13 protein-coding genes are annotated in these 15,001 nt (G+C 60.9%); 4 read left to right on the top strand and 9 right to left on the bottom strand.

What is annotated here, in order from left to right; all coding sequences use genetic code 11:
- Window positions 1–33: 33 nt before the first annotated feature.
- Window positions 34–798, bottom strand: coding sequence for a formate dehydrogenase accessory sulfurtransferase FdhD (locus tag FY550_RS02665; RefSeq protein ID WP_070981879.1), 765 nt, complete (start codon window positions 796–798; stop codon window positions 34–36).
- A 163-nt stretch (window positions 799–961) separates the two neighbouring features.
- A complete protein-coding gene (locus FY550_RS02660; protein ID WP_070981463.1) occupies window positions 962–1,633 on the bottom strand; it encodes an HAD family hydrolase in 672 nt (223 codons plus the stop codon).
- 162 nt (window positions 1,634–1,795) lie between these two features.
- Here FY550_RS02660 and fhuF point away from each other — a divergent pair, with 162 nt between their 5' ends.
- A complete protein-coding gene (fhuF, locus tag FY550_RS02655) occupies window positions 1,796–2,566 on the top strand; it encodes a siderophore-iron reductase FhuF (RefSeq protein WP_070981461.1) in 771 nt (256 codons plus the stop codon).
- A gap of 20 nt (window positions 2,567–2,586) precedes the next feature.
- Here the strand turns inward: fhuF and FY550_RS02650 are convergent, their stop codons facing one another.
- Genes FY550_RS02650 through FY550_RS02630 form a run of 5 tightly spaced genes read right to left on the bottom strand, consistent with a single transcriptional unit; the run spans window position 2,587 to window position 9,632 of the window.
- The gene (locus tag FY550_RS02650; protein WP_070981459.1) at window positions 2,587–3,882 is read right to left on the bottom strand and encodes a lysine N(6)-hydroxylase/L-ornithine N(5)-oxygenase family protein; all 1,296 of its coding nucleotides are present in this window, start codon (window positions 3,880–3,882) and stop codon (window positions 2,587–2,589) included.
- Window positions 3,875–5,779: an IucA/IucC family protein gene (locus tag FY550_RS02645; RefSeq protein ID WP_070981456.1), complete on the bottom strand. Its 1,905-nt coding sequence runs from the start codon at window positions 5,777–5,779 to the stop codon at window positions 3,875–3,877. Before FY550_RS02645 ends, FY550_RS02650 begins: the two co-directional genes overlap by 8 nt.
- Window positions 5,779–6,675: a GNAT family N-acetyltransferase gene (locus FY550_RS02640; protein ID WP_070981453.1), complete on the bottom strand. Its 897-nt coding sequence runs from the start codon at window positions 6,673–6,675 to the stop codon at window positions 5,779–5,781. Before FY550_RS02640 ends, FY550_RS02645 begins: the two co-directional genes overlap by 1 nt.
- Complete coding sequence (locus tag FY550_RS02635) at window positions 6,672–8,378, bottom strand: IucA/IucC family protein (RefSeq protein ID WP_070981450.1); 1,707 nt, start codon at window positions 8,376–8,378, stop codon at window positions 6,672–6,674. The genes FY550_RS02640 and FY550_RS02635 overlap by 4 nt, the downstream gene beginning before the upstream one ends.
- A 48-nt stretch (window positions 8,379–8,426) precedes the next feature.
- Window positions 8,427–9,632, bottom strand: a complete 1,206-nt coding sequence (locus FY550_RS02630) for an MFS transporter (RefSeq protein WP_070981448.1) — start codon at window positions 9,630–9,632, stop codon at window positions 8,427–8,429.
- A gap of 322 nt (window positions 9,633–9,954) precedes the next feature.
- On the opposite strand from FY550_RS02630, the gene FY550_RS02625 reads away from it, so the two are divergent.
- Entirely contained in the window at window positions 9,955–10,383 is a 429-nt protein-coding gene (locus tag FY550_RS02625; protein WP_070981446.1) for an HIT domain-containing protein, read from the top strand.
- Here FY550_RS02625 and FY550_RS02620 read toward each other — a convergent pair.
- The gene (locus FY550_RS02620) at window positions 10,378–10,791 is read right to left on the bottom strand and encodes a hypothetical protein (protein ID WP_139148769.1); all 414 of its coding nucleotides are present in this window, start codon (window positions 10,789–10,791) and stop codon (window positions 10,378–10,380) included. The genes FY550_RS02625 and FY550_RS02620 overlap by 6 nt on opposite strands.
- The gene (locus FY550_RS02615) at window positions 10,788–11,381 is read right to left on the bottom strand and encodes a hypothetical protein (protein WP_070981442.1); all 594 of its coding nucleotides are present in this window, start codon (window positions 11,379–11,381) and stop codon (window positions 10,788–10,790) included. The genes FY550_RS02620 and FY550_RS02615 overlap by 4 nt, the downstream gene beginning before the upstream one ends.
- 275 nt (window positions 11,382–11,656) lie before the next feature.
- Between FY550_RS02615 and FY550_RS02610 the strand changes: the two genes are divergently transcribed.
- Both FY550_RS02610 and FY550_RS02605 read left to right on the top strand, forming a co-directional pair.
- On the top strand, window positions 11,657–13,666 hold the full coding sequence (locus tag FY550_RS02610) for a BCCT family transporter (protein WP_070981440.1): 2,010 nt from the start codon (window positions 11,657–11,659) through the stop codon (window positions 13,664–13,666).
- Window positions 13,667–13,813: 147 nt separating this feature from the next.
- Window positions 13,814–14,971 (top strand): glycerate kinase, encoded by a 1,158-nt coding sequence (locus tag FY550_RS02605; protein WP_070981438.1) that lies wholly within the window; start codon window positions 13,814–13,816, stop codon window positions 14,969–14,971.
- The last annotated feature ends 30 nt before the right edge of the window (window positions 14,972–15,001 follow it).

Here is a 15,001-nt window from a genome sequence, read left to right as displayed (position 1 = left end):
ATTACTCCGATGAATCAGGCAGGCCCCACCGGGTCAGAAATTACCGCTGAGCAGCGTCAGGCGGCGCCCCCGGTGGCAGCAAATCAGGTTAAGCGCACACAGCCGAGCAATATCCACCGCCAGGTTGGAAGGCAGCGACAGTGTGGCCAGAGTGGGTATATCGGCACGAACTGCCTTTTGCACCAGTTCCAGACTGCAACGACTGGAAATGAGCACCAGCGCCGGCCGCCGGCCTTCCCTCAGGCCGGCGCCGATCAGCTTGTCGAGTGCATTGTGACGACCGATGTCACGCCCCGTGCCCAGTCGCTTACCATGCTCGTCCAGTGCCAGCGCCATATGCATGCCCGGGCTGGCCAACTCTTCGAGCCATTCAAGGGCGGCATTGAGATGTGCCACCGAAGGCGGCGACGAGGGTGGGAGGCGCTTCAGTCCTTCCAGCATCTGGGCTTCTTCGGCACTGCCACAGCGTCCGCAGCTTGAGGCCGACGTCGTTACCCGACGGCGCTCCGCCGCCAGTTGTTCGACATGAGACGGCACCGTCAGGCGGACACGAACACCGTGACGAAGGCGATCGATGTGAATGTCCCGAACCTGGGCGGTGCGCGTGATCATGCCTTCACTCCACGCAAATCCGAGCGCCCAGTGCTCGAGCGCTTCCGGACTCGCCAGTACGGAGGCATAAGCCGTATCGTTGAAGGCCAGCGTAATCGGTTGCTCGACAGGTCCCGAGAGCACATCGGCCGGCGTAGCTGTGGCATCTTCAAGGATGGCGGGGCGTTGTTCATCGGATCGTGCCATGGCGGCCTCCTCCGAACGAGAGCGGGCAGTCATCGTTACTTCCTTCCGGACCTGCAAGGCCGGCTGGCAACCCGGACCGGGCCATGGTGCAACATGGCGTAACATTATATCCGACCAATCGTCAGCCTGCTAATCAATTTGTCATGCCATGCCGCGTCGGAGGCTATCCATCAGCGCCCGGTAGCTGCCCCTGCAGCCAGTCACGCGCCGCCTCCAGCGAGTCACAGACCCGGATGGCAGCACTGAAATCGTGATCACTGCTGTAGGCATTGGGGATGGCAATCACCTCAAGTCCTGCTGCCACGGCAGACTGCACACCGTGATGCGTATCCTCCAGCGCCATGGCCTGATCCACACCCAGCTGCATCTGCTCAAGACCTGTCAGATAGCTCTCGGGATGCGGCTTGGAGTGCGTCACATCGTTACGTGTCACAATCGCTTCGAACCAGTGTGCCAGATCATGATGTTCAAGCGTTGGCATCAGTTCTTCACGCCCGCTACCGGTAATCAGCGCCAGCCGCAGCCCCTGCTCGCGCGCCCAGTCGAGTGTTTCCACGGCGTGCGCCATCAGGGCGATGGGCTGCTCGCTGAAACGCTGCCGGGTCAGTGCCACCTTGGCCTGAATCAGCGTTTCATCCGGTACCTCAAGCCCGTAATCTTCACGCACCATGGCCACACAGGCCGGCACCGGATTGCCCGAATAGCGCCGCTTGTATTCTGCATCGCTGATCTCGACACCATAGGGGGCGAGAATCTCATTCCAGACAAGATGATGCGCCCGTTCGGAATCGCCCAGTGTGCCATCGAAATCGAACAGCAGTCCTTCAAGCGCCATGCCTGTCTCCTTGTGCGTCTGTGTCTCTGCGCCATCGTAAAGCCGCGACCATAGCACACCCCCGACTCACCAGGCGCCGTGCCCTGCCGCTGAAGCACACCTTTTGCTAGAATGAGAGTAGTTTTCATTTGTCATCGAGTCCGACGCGACTCCGGGAGACTCATGTTCGCCACGTACTACCCAGAACGCTTCAGTGGCTACCGGGAAGCGCTGGTGCAACGCAGTGAGCTGCGCGCTTCACCAGCGTCCGGTAGAGTCATCGCCGGCCCCGACCTGCTTGACCCGGAGATACTGCGCTTACTGCTGGATCGTTTTGCCCGGGCACAGGGACTGAGCGACCCCCGGGCCATTGCCACCCAGTGGTCGAAACACTATCTGAGCCGCCTGATCATCAGTGTGGTCATCATCGAGCTGCGCCTTGATCGCCATCTTCCCATGGCACTCGACGAACTCGATATTGCCTTCGACGAATGCGGTATCGCCACAGCCTTCGGGCTGACTCATGCCGGCACCCGGAGCCTCGACAATGGCTGCGCCCGCTTCTGCAGCCTGATTTCCGCACATCTGACACCGCTGATCGCCACGCTGGCACGACAGGTACGTCTCTCTCCGCGTGTGCTCTGGAGCAATGCAGCCGGTTACTTCGAATTTGTGGTAGGGGCGCTGGAAGAACTTGACGACATCAGCGAATGGCAACTGAGCGGGGCGCGTGAGGTACTACAGCGGCGCTGGTTGCCGGATCGACAACGCAACCCCTTCTATCAGCCGGTGGAGTACATCGACACCGTGAATGAGTCGGGTGAACCCACGGTATGGCGCTGCCGCCGCATGTGCTGTATGCGCTACCTGGATGAATCGCTCGGTGAATGCGGCAACTGTCCTCGGCTCAAGCGTCGCCAGACTGCGGAGGATCGGCAGGCTGCCACGACCTGATCCCCCGCTTTTCCTGCCGACTACGCATTCCGATCCTTCACCGGTCGCCACGTCACCGGGCCCGGATCATCCTCGATATCGAATACGGCACGACCAGCCATATGATTGAGGATCACTGCCGAACGCCATGCCATGAGAGAGAGCTGAGGCTCGGCAATGCCGTAGCGGGTTCGTCCGGCATTGACAGCGTAGAGACCATGCCCGGGCGGGCCATCCCACTCGACCATGAAGTGATCACCCACGGTAATACTGCCATCAGTCAGTGACAGCCGATCCTGAAGCGGTGCCAGACATTCCGGCAGTCCCGACTGAAAGCCGGTGGCAAAGATGACGATATCCGCGTCGAAACGCTCCCGATCCCCCGTCAGCCCGTGCGTCGTCCAGAGTCGAAAGCCCTCACCGATCGAGTCCATGTCGACCGCTTCACGATGTGGCAGCAGATGTGCCCAGCGCGGCTCGCCCAGCACATCGAAGCGATGATAGAGACGCTGATAGATATCCAGCAGCGCCGCCGGCGTGATCCCATCGCTGGCGTACTTCTGCGCCAGCACCTCGCGCTGACGCGTGGCATCATCAAGTTCGGTGAACCAGCTGGTATATTCCGGCGTGAAATATTCGTTGGTGAAAGCCGTCTCATCCAGTGGCTGGAAGTTGCGTCGCCGGGAGAGCCAATGCAGCGAAGCCGGCATTCCCCAGTGCCCATTGAGCGCATTGATGAAGATATCTGCGCCACTCTGTCCACCACCGACAATGACCACCCGCTGATCGCTGAAATCGTGGGTCATCTCGGCAATACTTTCGGCATGCAGACAGCGCGGCCCCCGCAGGGGTTCGGCGAAAGCAGGCAGCCAGGGACGCTTGCCGGTGCCAAGACAAAGATGACGCGCTCGGTAGCGGCCATGTTCGGTCGTGACCCGGAAGTGGTCGTCGGCAAAATCGACCTCACGTACGCCCTCGTCCAGCGAGACATTGGGCAAATGCTCCGCTACCCAGCGCAGATAGTCGGAAAACTCGGCACGGCTGACCGTGGACAGCTCGGCATTGAGAAAACGATAGAAGCGCCGGTGCGCCACCAGATAGCTGAGAAAGCTGTGAGGGCTGGTAGGCGCCACTCCTGTAACCAGATCCTTCAGAAAACCGGTCTGTAGATGCGTGCCCGGCAGCATCATGCCGCTGTGCCAGACATAGTGACGCTGGCGATCGAAAAAGCGCGTTGTCAGTGAGGGCACATGGCTATCGGCCAGGGCAGCAATGCTGAGATTGAACGGGCCGGCCCCGATACCGGCCAGGTCGACACTATGCGAAACGTCACTCATGGGGAATACGGTCCTTGCCCTGACTCTGTTGGCGCTCGCCCGGTCCGAAGGGTCGGCTGGCACGCGTTACCAGCGCCAGCGGATTATCGATTTCGTAATCCATGTCGGGCAGCATGCGACTCGACGCGCCCTCGGCATCGTGCAGGAACTTCGATCGATTGAGTCCCAGTCGCAGGATGCGCGGTCGGAACAGCGTGAATTTCGCAAAGCGCTCGGCCATCTCAGGATGGCGCGCCATGTAATTCTCCAGCACTTCAGCGCAGAGCTGATAGAAGCGGCGCTCGGAAACGCCTACTGCCGGTGCCAGCGGCGCTACGAAACGCAGCAGGGTGACGAAGTGGCCGGTTTGCAGATCATGGATCAGCTTGTCAGCCGGCAGACGAACGGTCACCTCGAGCAGTGTCGAGGGTAGATCGGCCGCTTCGGGAAAATCTTCATCGGTCAGCCGCAGATCGCCCTGGAAATCCTTCAGTGCCAGCCGGTGCGGGAGGCCATCCCGAAGAATCAGCGTCAGATTCTGACCGTGGGCAATAATGGTCATGCCATAGCGACACAGGAGGTGATACATGGGCACCAGTGTCGCCTCGAACAGACGCGTCAACCAGAGCTCGGGATCACAGTCGGCGGCGTCGATATAGGCTGCCAGCCAGGGGCGGCCGTCGGCATCGCACTGCATCAGCTCCGCCATCAGCAATGCCTGTTCCCCTTCCCCCACACGGGGCGTCAGACCTTCGCGCCAGATCACGCCGCACAGTTCACGGTAGCGATAGGGCGCCCCGGCAAGGCGCGCATACTGATCATGCTCGAGCACTGCCGACGCCGGCTCGGCCAGAATTTCCAGCCCGGCACGCACAAACTCGTCATCGTCTCCAGCTCGCACCCGCAGCCAGTGTGAGACGTCTGGTCCGGCCAGCATGTACTTGCCCGGAATGCCGCGATAGCTCGACGTATTCATGATCGATAGCGGCAGCTTGATGTCATGGCTGCCCGCACCGGGTCGCTCGCTGACATTGGTCAGCGTACGCAGCGACTGCTGGGCAATGAACTCGTCGCCGAAACTGCCCAGATGGATCATCTCGCCGCGCCCGATGTCCCCGACATGCAGCATGGCCAGCATCTGTTGCCACTGCCAGGGATGCACCGGCATCAGCGCATACTCCTCGACCGCATGGTCGGTTTCCTTTACCCGGCGCTGCAGCGTCGCGCGCAATTCGCGCAGGGCGTCGTCATCAAGCACCGAGGCCAACAGATACTCACTGTCCACCGGCTCGCCACCGGCATGCAGCCGCTGCCGCAGAATCGCGATCCAGTCGAGCCGGATGCGCTCACCATATTCAGGGGCATAGGCGCGCAGTGCCTCCAGCCCCCAGCCACGTCGGCCCTTGTTGAACAGAAACTTGGGATGACCATCCAGCAACGCCTGACGCTCGGCTTCAGGCAATCCGATAGCGCGATCGGCAGTCAGCTGACGGTGGGCCTCGATGAGCTCGCAGTCGGCGCGCAGCGTATTGAACAGGTCTTCCAGGGACTCCGCCTGCCGGGCATCATCCATCCCCAGAGCCGGGCCGATGGCCAGCAGCAGATCGGCTGCTTCCATGCGCACACCATCGGGCGGCGTCAGTGAATCGATATCAATCAGCAGTTGCCCCCACAGATTGAGCTGCGCCAGAAAGGTCCAGCGCCCACGCGGGTCCGTGTCGAGCGCAAAATCATACTGCTGCTCACTCCCCAGGGCCCCGAAATCATCGAAGACACAGGGTGTGGAGAGCTCAACGATCGGTAGCACCTGTTCATAAGCCAGTTCGCTGATCATCTTGGCGATCAGCGCCCGATTGGCTGCATCCCAGTGACGGCGGATCGCCACATCCGCCACCACGTGTTCGGAAGTCTCGCCCATCACATCACCTCACCGAAGAACTGCGAACGCCAGCCCATCACCAGCGCTGCCCGCTTGTCGGGCAGATCGAATTCACGCTGCCGAAACAGTCCCAGCCGCTCCAGATGACGGAACAGTCGCTCGTTGGAGGCAGCAGGCTCCAGTACCAGTCGATCGGTTCGTGGCTCCGCCAGATAGGCGTAGTGCTGCAGCCCACCAAGCCAGGCGTTCACGAAGCTGGCACCGCGAAAGTCTTCCTCTCCCACCAGAACATGCAGGCCACGATCGAAACCCTGCCAGACATAGTACGGGGCAATCACATCCTCGGCGGCCCAGTAGAGCTCGAAATAGCCGAACGGCTCACCATCGAACTCGCCGATCAATCCCAACCGATGGGGCTGTGCCAATCGATGAGCAAACCACTCGGCCAGCTCTTCCCGTGGGCGGGCCTGCTCCCAGAAATGCGCCACCCGGGGATTGTTCATCCAGCGCACCAGTCGATCGAGATCATCATCGAGCGACACGGTTCTCAGGGTCAGGCAACGTTCGAGCCGGGGATCAAAACGTTCGTAAACCCGTCCTTCCGGGTTGAGCGGGCGCTCGACGCGTCCCAGCTCGATGTTGAAGCGAGTTGCGGGGCGATCATGATGCAGCCAGTGCCAGGGAGACTGATAGAAGCCAGCACGCGGAATACGGGGCGCACCGAAAAATTCGCACAACATCTGCCAGTGCGGTCGATCACGCCAGGCGTCTTCCAGTACCAGAGTACTCAGCTGCGGATGAAGCGCAAAAGCGGCATCAAGCGCCTCGACCGGATCCAGCGATTCGATCAGCGGCAGCCGCGCTGCGCCATCCCCCAGCGCAGCCGGCTCGATGCCCTTGAGCGGATTGGCCTGAGCGGCCCGGGTCACGGTCATGCAGCGATCTCCAGCAGCGGGTTGGGTATGTCGATATAGATGCGGGCCGGATCATCCAGGGTAGACTCATTGATGCCGGCGAGATAGCAGAAGAAGTTGCTCTTGACCTCGAGAGTAGGCGAGTACAGAAGATGGTCCAGTAGCGCCCGATCCCCTTCGAGAGTGGCCGCAAGGTGTTCGAGATGATGACGCAGCCGGACCAGCAGGTGACGTTCATCCATCAGGCCATCCTCGGCCAGCGCACCGGTCACTGCCAGCGTCGAATTGACCAGTACATAATAGGGAAAATAACGCCGGAGCATGGCATCGGTCAGGCGATGATCCTGACTGACCTCGGCGGCCGGATGACGTTCGAAGAAGTGCGCAGTAACGCCACTGCCCTGGCAGTCGCGGTAGTCCACCCCGGCCGGCAGCCCCTCTTCAAGGCGCAGTACGATATTCTGCTGATGCGCCAGCAGCACAACCCCCTCCTCCACCACCAACCGCAACAGCGGTGTCAGCACCTGCTCGCAGAAAGCCTCGAACCATTTCATGGCGGCAGAATCAGAGGGCATAGCGTGCTGTCGCGCGTAATGCCGAACCCGTGCGGTCAGCAGCGTCGCGCTATCACTCTCCAAACGCTGGGTCAGGGTCGCCAGCACCGAGCGTTCGGCACCGGGCTCGGTGATACCATTTTCACGCAGTAGTATCAGGCTCGCTTCATCGATGCTGCCCTGATCGTCATGCCAACCCAGCCAGGCTGGCTCCTGCATCAAGCGAAAGGATCGGGTCAGCGATGCCGGCAACGATCGCCACCAGCGATCCAGACGCAAACCACGTGCGACTTCATTGATGTGCAGTTCTCGCACCGAGTTCGTCAGTCGCGCCGACAGCGAGCCCTTGAGCTGCCACCTGGCTCCGGCGAGATACAGCGAACGATGCGATGAAGTCGGCGCCCAGCGCTGCGGACTCTCCCCCAGGCGCACCAACCGACCCGCAGTCATACGGGCACGGATATCGTCACGCTGTTGCAGTTGCTGCGCCTGCCAGGGATGCATTGGCAGAGGCATGAACCCTGCAGGCACCCGATCCACCAGCGACTCCGGCAGCAGATCAGTCATCAGTTCAGCTGCCGAGCGCTCACGACTGGAATCGCTGACCGCCAGCTCGGGCGCTACAGCCCACCAGACCAGATGAAAGTCGGCACGATATTCGGGGCAGTATGTGCGGGCCTGTTCAAGCGTGAAGGGAGCCCGTGACTTGGGTGCAGGGTGAAAGTCGTGGCCCGCCAGCACGCCCTGTTCAGCGTGCAGGAAATCCAGTGGCCCCCGTGCCAGTTCATCAGCATCGTCACGTCGGGTCAGTGAGTCGGCGATGTTATGGCGACTCTCCTGCACCCTTTCGATGAAGGCCTGGCGCTGCTCCGCCTCGACGCCATCGAACAGGGGGGACTCCCCCATCAGCCGCTCGACGGCGGGCAGAAAATCGATCGGACGACGGCCCTGATCGGTCTCCAGCTCAAGAGGCAACAACAGCCGGCAACGGCCACTGTGGCTACGATGTTGCAGTGTCAGGCACAGCTGCTCGCCACCGTTCAGTGGCAGACGTACCGTCCCTCCTGCATCGGTGCCATCGGCCGTCATTTGCCAGTCGGCGGTTTCACGCAGCAGCGCATTGAAAAAGCTCGTTGCCGCGAGCAGATCGGGGTCCGGCAGCAGCGCCATGTTGCAGAATCTCCTTGTCCGTATCGATTCCAGTCTCGACGCAGGGCGTCACTCACCGGCTCGGCGCGCATCCAGCGCAATTGGCCAACCGAGAAGGGCAGCGCACCCACAGGCCAGCAGCGCCAGAGGCAACAGGGTAGTGGCCGGGGAAAGCGCCACGATGGCCGTTGCCAGCCCATAGCCCAGGGTATGCATCATCCCCATCAGACCGGAACCGGTCCCCTGCCCCTGCAGCTGACCGGCGCGGCTATTGTACCCCGGGACCGCCAACGCGATGCCAATACTGGTCATCACCGTACCCAGTGCCAGCCAGGCGGCCGTCCCGCCCAGCGTCAGCAGCAGGGTGCCCGCTGTGGCCGCCAGAATGCCACCGGCCACCAGCCACGACCACGGCAGACGTCGTCTCCGTACGGCCAGCACCTGGACCAGCAGACTGCCCAGCGCACCCAGCGATAGCATGATCCCCATCAGATGACTGGCCTGATCGGGCGTAATGGCAAGGCGATGTTGCAGTGCATCGGGTAATCCCAGCTGCATCAGTGACAGAGCCACCGAAATGGCCAGTGCCAGGCCGATATAGGGCCATAACCGAGGATTGAAACGACGCCCTGACCATGCCCCGGGCGTCTCCTGCTGCTGCATATCGTGGTGGGGATCGGCTACGCCCAGTACCAGCACCATGGCAAGCACCCCGGCGATGACCATGATGACAAAGGGTGCATAAAGCGACAGGGTCAGGCTGGCACTGGCGACCAGCGGTCCAAGCAGCCGGCCACTCGACAGCCCGGCACTGATCGCGGCCAGGGCGCGGGCCCGGTGGTTTTCCGGTTCCAGCGCCACGGCCCAGCGCTGACAACCCGGCACCATGCCCGCCACGGTCAGACCATAGATAATACGTGCCACGGCCACTACCGCGATCAGCGTCATTCCCTGCAGCCAGCCTGCAATGGCAGCTGCCAGCGCCGAAGCCACCAGGGTAAAGCTGATGATATAACCGCCCAGCGCCTGGAGCACGACCGGGCGACTGCCGTGCCGATCACTGAAGCGCCCCCAGAAGGGACTGCCGACCACAAACAGCATCGAACCCAGCAGTAAAAGCCCTGCCCACTGCTCCAGCGCCAGTCCGGACTGCGCCACCAGCATGGGCAGCGCCACCAGAAAACCATTCTGTCCCAGCCCCAGCAGAGCAGCGGCAGCACTGATACGCCAGACAGCCATACGTTGACCGGCCAAACGGGGCACACGCTGGCTCATGATGATAAAGACACTCGCAAAGGGTACGGCATGAGACTCATCTATCGATTATCACGACCCGTCAGAGGCCAGTACAGCGGGGTGGGAGGCGATCATGGACAAGCGTAGCCTTGGCCACCGAAAGCACCAGCCGCCTCGTGGGAGACCACGCCGGAAATGCGTTTGATAATACTTCTCATTATCGCGAAAGTAAATCCTGCATCCCGGTCAGTCCACCACCACAGGGTCGTGGCGGAATAAATGTTTTCAGTTATTGTCGTTGTCCTGCATGCCGGGTCGGGAAACAGTGGCGTGCTCCCCCATCAGTCATGGAAGCGTTGTAATGAATGAAGCACACAGAGGATTCGAGCTGCATCACCAACTGGCCGAGGACAGCGTGTTGATCCGCGAACTGCCACTGTGTCAGTGGCGCATGATGAATGATGCTCGCTTTATCTGGACACTGCTGATCCCACAGCGCGCGGCAATCAGTGAAAGTTTCCAGCTGCCCGCGCCGGAGCGCCAGCAGTTATGGCAGGAAGTGGATGCGGTCGGTCAGGCGCTGCATGACGCCTTTCCTGCAGACAAGGTCAATATCGGCGCGTTGGGTAACAGAGTCACGCAATTGCACGTGCATGTGCTGCTGCGTCATCGTCAGGATGCCGCCTGGCCCGGGCCGGTATGGGGCTACGGTCAGCCGGAAGCATTGGGCAGTCTTCGGCTCCATGAACAGCTGGAAGCCCTCAAGGCACTGCATCTTCATCTGTCATGAGCCCGGTGAGGAAAAGATCCCCTCCCCCAGGCGCTCATGGATAGCCGTCATCAGATTATCCAGCTCGGGGGGTGCCAACCCCTGGCTACCTCGCCTTCCCGTGACCGAGAGGCGGCTGCCAGTGGCCTCATCAATGACGCGGGCATCCAGTGTCAGCGCCGGTCGTCCCGGATACTCTGCAGTCAGTCGCCCCAGCGTCTGATCGCCATACAGGATGACAAAACCACGCTCGGCCAGGGTAGCCTGCGTCGCGGCCAGCACCTGCCGAGCAGACGCCTGAAACGGCTCCACCCTTGGCTCGGCCGGCATCGATGCCGTAGCGCAGCCACATAGCCAGGCGATCATCACCAGCAGTGGCCAGAGCCGCCATGACCGCCAACCGCCAGGTAATATCGGGCGTCTTCTCATGAGGTCGGTTCCATGACACCAGATCCCGCATGCAGGAGCTGGTCGATCGACTGATGCAGTTGCTGGCAGAACTCATCAGGTAGCTCAAGAGCGCGATAACGCACGTACCCATCGGGCATGACTACCGAGACTTCCCGGGTCACCGCGAGCGTTGTATCCGAAGCGTGGCTTTCGGGCACGCTGAGCGGTGCGACGGAGACCTGCTCGACCCTGACAGGATCTCCGCGAAAAACACCCCACGGGCTGTGGAAGCCGCCGAATCCGGCGCCGAAACCGAACCCGCGACGGTAGTGTCCCCCCCACCCGCTGATAAAAGGCTCATCGACCGCGCCCAGGCCCGGCATGGATGTACGCCGTTCGGCACTGACCAGCCCCAGACCAGCATCGGTACTGCGAACCTGATACCCCATTTTCTCCAGCGCTTCGGCAGCGGCAGCCACCTGCCTGATCAGCGGCCCAGCGTGAGATTGCTGGCAGCTGGCGGACAGTGTCCGGCTACCCTCGAAAGCCAGCGGATCAGCGGTACGATAGCCTGCACATCCGCTCAGACTCATTATTGTTACGACCAGCCACCCCCATGCATGACGCATTGCATTTCTCCCGGCAGGCGGATCATCTCAGGCCATGTGTCCCGCAACCCACATGGGTATCAGCATGGCAGGTAGCAGCAGAACTTCCCATACGTCCTTCGCCACCCTGGCTGTTCGGGCACAACAGAAGAGAGATATAACCAAACGCCATGGGTTTGCAGCTACTCAAAAGTTGACACGTCATCTATGGTGGTGAAGGCAATTTTGACTTCGTGTTCGTTGCGATTAATAAGTTATAATTATCATCTATAACCCTTAAACAGGATGCTTTCCTTATGGCAGAAGCCGAAAAGCCTACCAAGGCGGGGATTAATCCGCCCGTTTTCTTCCCTTCTGCAGCTGTAATCCTGGCGCTGGTACTATTCGGGGTCATTGCTCCGGATACGGCCGGCAAGGTGTTCAGTGCTGCTCAGGGCTGGATTATCGACACCTTTGGCTGGTTCTACCTGCTCTCGATGGGTGTCTTTCTGATTTTCTCTCTGCTGCTGGCCTTCTCCCGACTCGGCCAGTTCAAGCTGGGGCCGGATCACAGTGAGCCCGAGTTCAGCTATGGCTCATGGTTCGCCATGCTGTTTTCGGCCGGCATGGGTATCGGCCTGATGTTTTACGGTGTGGCCGAACCGGTCATGCACTATGCCAATCCCCCGATGGGCGATGGCGGCAGTGCCGAGGCAGCCCGACAGGCCATGCGGACCACCTTCTTCCACTGGGGACTGCATGCCTGGGGTGTGTATGTGGTAGTAGCCCTGGCACTGGCCTACTTCGGCTTCCGGCACGGTCTTCCCCTGCGCATCAGCTCAGCGCTCTATCCGCTGATCGGCAAGCGCATTCATGGTCCGATCGGCTATGCCGTCGATATCTTTGCCGTATTCGGCACCATGTTCGGCGTGGCTACCTCGCTGGGGCTGGGTGTCATGCAGGTCAATTCCGGTCTGAACTATCTGTTCGACATTCCACAGAACATCTTCGTTCAGTTCATTCTGATTGCCGTAGTGACCGCAATGGCAACCACTTCGGTGGTACTCGGTCTGGACGGTGGTATTCGGCGACTGTCCGAGTGGAACCTGTGGTTGGCGGTGATCCTGCTGGTCTTTGTGCTGCTGGTCGGGCCGACCCTGTTCATCTTCCAGTCGCTGGCTCAGAACATCGGCACCTATTTCTCTTCGGTGGTTAACGAGACCTTCAATCTCTTTGCCTACACCGGTAATAGCAGTACCGACAGCTTCATGAGCAGCTGGACCCTGTTCTACTGGGCCTGGTGGATTGCCTGGTCGCCCTTCGTTGGCATGTTTATCGCGCGTGTATCACGCGGTCGTACCATTCGTGAATTCGTGCTTGGCGTACTGTTCGTACCGGTGGGCGTTACCTTCGTCTGGCTCTCGGTCTTCGGTGATACCGCTCTGCACGGCATCATGACCGGCACGACCAGCCATCTGGTTGAACAGGTACAGGCCAATACCTCCACGGCGCTGTTCCACTTCCTGGACGGTTTCCCGCTGGCCTGGATTTCATCGATCGTGGCTACCGTGCTGGTCGTAACCTTCTTCGTGACCTCTTCGGACTCCGGTTCGCTGGTCATCGATATGCTGACCGCCAAGGACGGTGAAGAGTCGCCGGTCTGGCAGCGGATCTTCTGGGCTGTTTCCGAAGGTGTGGTGGCCTTTGCGCTGTTGCTCGCCGGCGGACTGACAGCTCTGCAGGCTGCATCGCTGATGTCGGCGCTGCCCTTTGCACTGATCCTGATGGCCGTATGCTATGGGCTGTTCAAGGCGCTGCGTGTCGAGGCGCTCAAGCAGGACAGCATGCGCCACATGATGAACACGCCCAGCAACGTCTCGCGTGTCGGCAGCGGCCCCGGTCGTAGCGACTACTGGCAGGATCGTCTGCAAACGCTGGTTTCCTCGCCGCGTCGTCAACAGGTCAACAAGTTCCTGCATGAGACAGTGGCACCGGCCATGAAAGAGGTCTGCCAGGAGTACGAGAAGCAGGAACTCGATACCAATGTCACCGTAGAGGACGATCGCTGTTATCTGCGTGTGGGACATGGTGACGAGATCGACTTCGTCTATGGCGTTCGCGTGCGCTCCTATGCAGCGCCCTCTTTCACGCTCAATAGCGTCCGGCGTAACACCAGCAACGAGAAGCGCAGTCACTATCGTGCTGAAGTCTTCCTGCGCGAAGGTGGCCAGCAGTACAACATCATGGGCTACTCCAAGCAGCAGGTGATCGGGGATATTCTCGATCAGTACGAGAAGCACCTGCACTTCCTGCATCTGATCCGCTGATCATCAGTGGTATCGCTTGCTCCAGCCCGCGGCCAGGCCGCGGGCTTTTTTATGCCATTCGGTCTGCCGGCATCCTCCTGAGCGGCACGTCTGCCATCCGGGTGTTATCCTGGACAAGAGTCAGACGACCCACAGAGCGAGTTCATCATGCATGTATTGATTGCCCCCGACAGTTTCAAGGATGCCCTTTCAGCCCGGGAGGCCGCCGAAGCCATTCGTCGGGGGTTGCAACGCGCTCTGCCGGAAGCGGCACTGACCACCTGTCCGCTGGGCGATGGGGGGGAAGGGACACTTGAAGCCGTGCTGGCCGCCACTCGGGCAGAGCGACGCAATTGTCAGGTACATGATGCGCTGGGCCGCCCGCGTCAGGCCGGCTGGGGCTGGATCGGAAAGACCCGCACTGCCATCGTCGAACTGGCCGAAGCCAGTGGCCTGCAACATCTGAGCCGGAATGAGCGCGACGCTACCCAAGCCTCGACCCTTGGCGTCGGAGAACTGATTCTGGCGGCTTTGGATGAAGGCGCCGAGCATCTGATTCTGACGCTTGGGGGCAGCGCCACCAATGATGGTGGCACCGGCATGATGACGGCACTGGGCATACGCTTTCTGGATGCCAATGACCAACCTCTCCCGCCGGGCGGGGGCGCACTGACCGAACTGCATCGCATTGATGATACGAATCTCGATCCACGTCTGGCACGATTGACCGTGGAAGCGGCTGTCGACGTCGATAATCCGCTGTGCGGTGAACGCGGTGCCAGTGCCGTTTTCGGACCACAGAAGGGCGCTGACGCCGATACCGTGCGTCATCTCGATCAGGGCCTGGCACAATTGGCCGACTGCATGGCGCAGCGTCTCGAACAGGATCCGCGGAACACACCTGGCGCCGGCGCTGCAGGCGGCATGGGATATGCGGCATTGGCCTTTTTTGGCGCCCGGCTCAAACCCGGCATCGAACTGGTCATGGAAACCGTCGGTTTCGAGCAGCTGCTGCAGCAGGCAGATCTGGTGGTGACCGGTGAAGGTCAGCTCGACGGTCAGAGTCTGGCCGGCAAGACACCGATCGGCGTGGCCCGTCTGGCCCATCGTCACAGCGTGCCAACGGTCGCACTGGTCGGCCGACTCGGTGAAGGCTGGCAGGCCGTGCACGAAGCCGGGATCACTGCCGCTTTTGCCCTCGCCGACGGCCCATTGTCACTCGATGAGGCGCTCTCTCGTTGCTCCGAACTTCTGGCCGACAGAGCCGAATCGATCGCGCGTCTTGTTATTGCCAGTCGTGAACGAGGGCCCTTGAGTTGCACATAGCAGCATGCGGGTATCCGCGTTAGTGGCGAA

The sequence above is a fragment of the Kushneria phosphatilytica genome (assembly GCF_008247605.1).
Taxonomy (GTDB): Bacteria; Pseudomonadota; Gammaproteobacteria; order Pseudomonadales; family Halomonadaceae; genus Kushneria; species Kushneria phosphatilytica.
Note: the sequence above shows the minus strand (reverse complement) of the source record. Positions and strands in the feature narration are given on the sequence as shown.

What these genes read in the sequence shown, in the direction of transcription:
- FY550_RS02665 (WP_070981879.1), bottom strand. Translation starts at nt 798, where the DNA reads ATGGCACGATCCGATGAACAACGCCCCGCCATCCTTGAAGATGCCACA.
- FY550_RS02660 (WP_070981463.1), bottom strand. Translation starts at nt 1,633, where the DNA reads ATGGCGCTTGAAGGACTGCTGTTCGATTTCGATGGCACACTGGGCGAT.
- fhuF (WP_070981461.1), top strand. Translation starts at nt 1,796, where the DNA reads ATGTTCGCCACGTACTACCCAGAACGCTTCAGTGGCTACCGGGAAGCG.
- FY550_RS02650 (WP_070981459.1), bottom strand. Translation starts at nt 3,882, where the DNA reads ATGAGTGACGTTTCGCATAGTGTCGACCTGGCCGGTATCGGGGCCGGC.
- FY550_RS02645 (WP_070981456.1), bottom strand. Translation starts at nt 5,779, where the DNA reads ATGGGCGAGACTTCCGAACACGTGGTGGCGGATGTGGCGATCCGCCGT.
- FY550_RS02640 (WP_070981453.1), bottom strand. Translation starts at nt 6,675, where the DNA reads ATGACCGTGACCCGGGCCGCTCAGGCCAATCCGCTCAAGGGCATCGAG.
- FY550_RS02635 (WP_070981450.1), bottom strand. Translation starts at nt 8,378, where the DNA reads ATGGCGCTGCTGCCGGACCCCGATCTGCTCGCGGCAACGAGCTTTTTC.
- FY550_RS02630 (WP_070981448.1), bottom strand. Translation starts at nt 9,632, where the DNA reads ATGAGCCAGCGTGTGCCCCGTTTGGCCGGTCAACGTATGGCTGTCTGG.
- FY550_RS02625 (WP_070981446.1), top strand. Translation starts at nt 9,955, where the DNA reads ATGAATGAAGCACACAGAGGATTCGAGCTGCATCACCAACTGGCCGAG.
- FY550_RS02620 (WP_139148769.1), bottom strand. Translation starts at nt 10,791, where the DNA reads ATGAGAAGACGCCCGATATTACCTGGCGGTTGGCGGTCATGGCGGCTC.
- FY550_RS02615 (WP_070981442.1), bottom strand. Translation starts at nt 11,381, where the DNA reads ATGCGTCATGCATGGGGGTGGCTGGTCGTAACAATAATGAGTCTGAGC.
- FY550_RS02610 (WP_070981440.1), top strand. Translation starts at nt 11,657, where the DNA reads ATGGCAGAAGCCGAAAAGCCTACCAAGGCGGGGATTAATCCGCCCGTT.
- FY550_RS02605 (WP_070981438.1), top strand. Translation starts at nt 13,814, where the DNA reads ATGCATGTATTGATTGCCCCCGACAGTTTCAAGGATGCCCTTTCAGCC.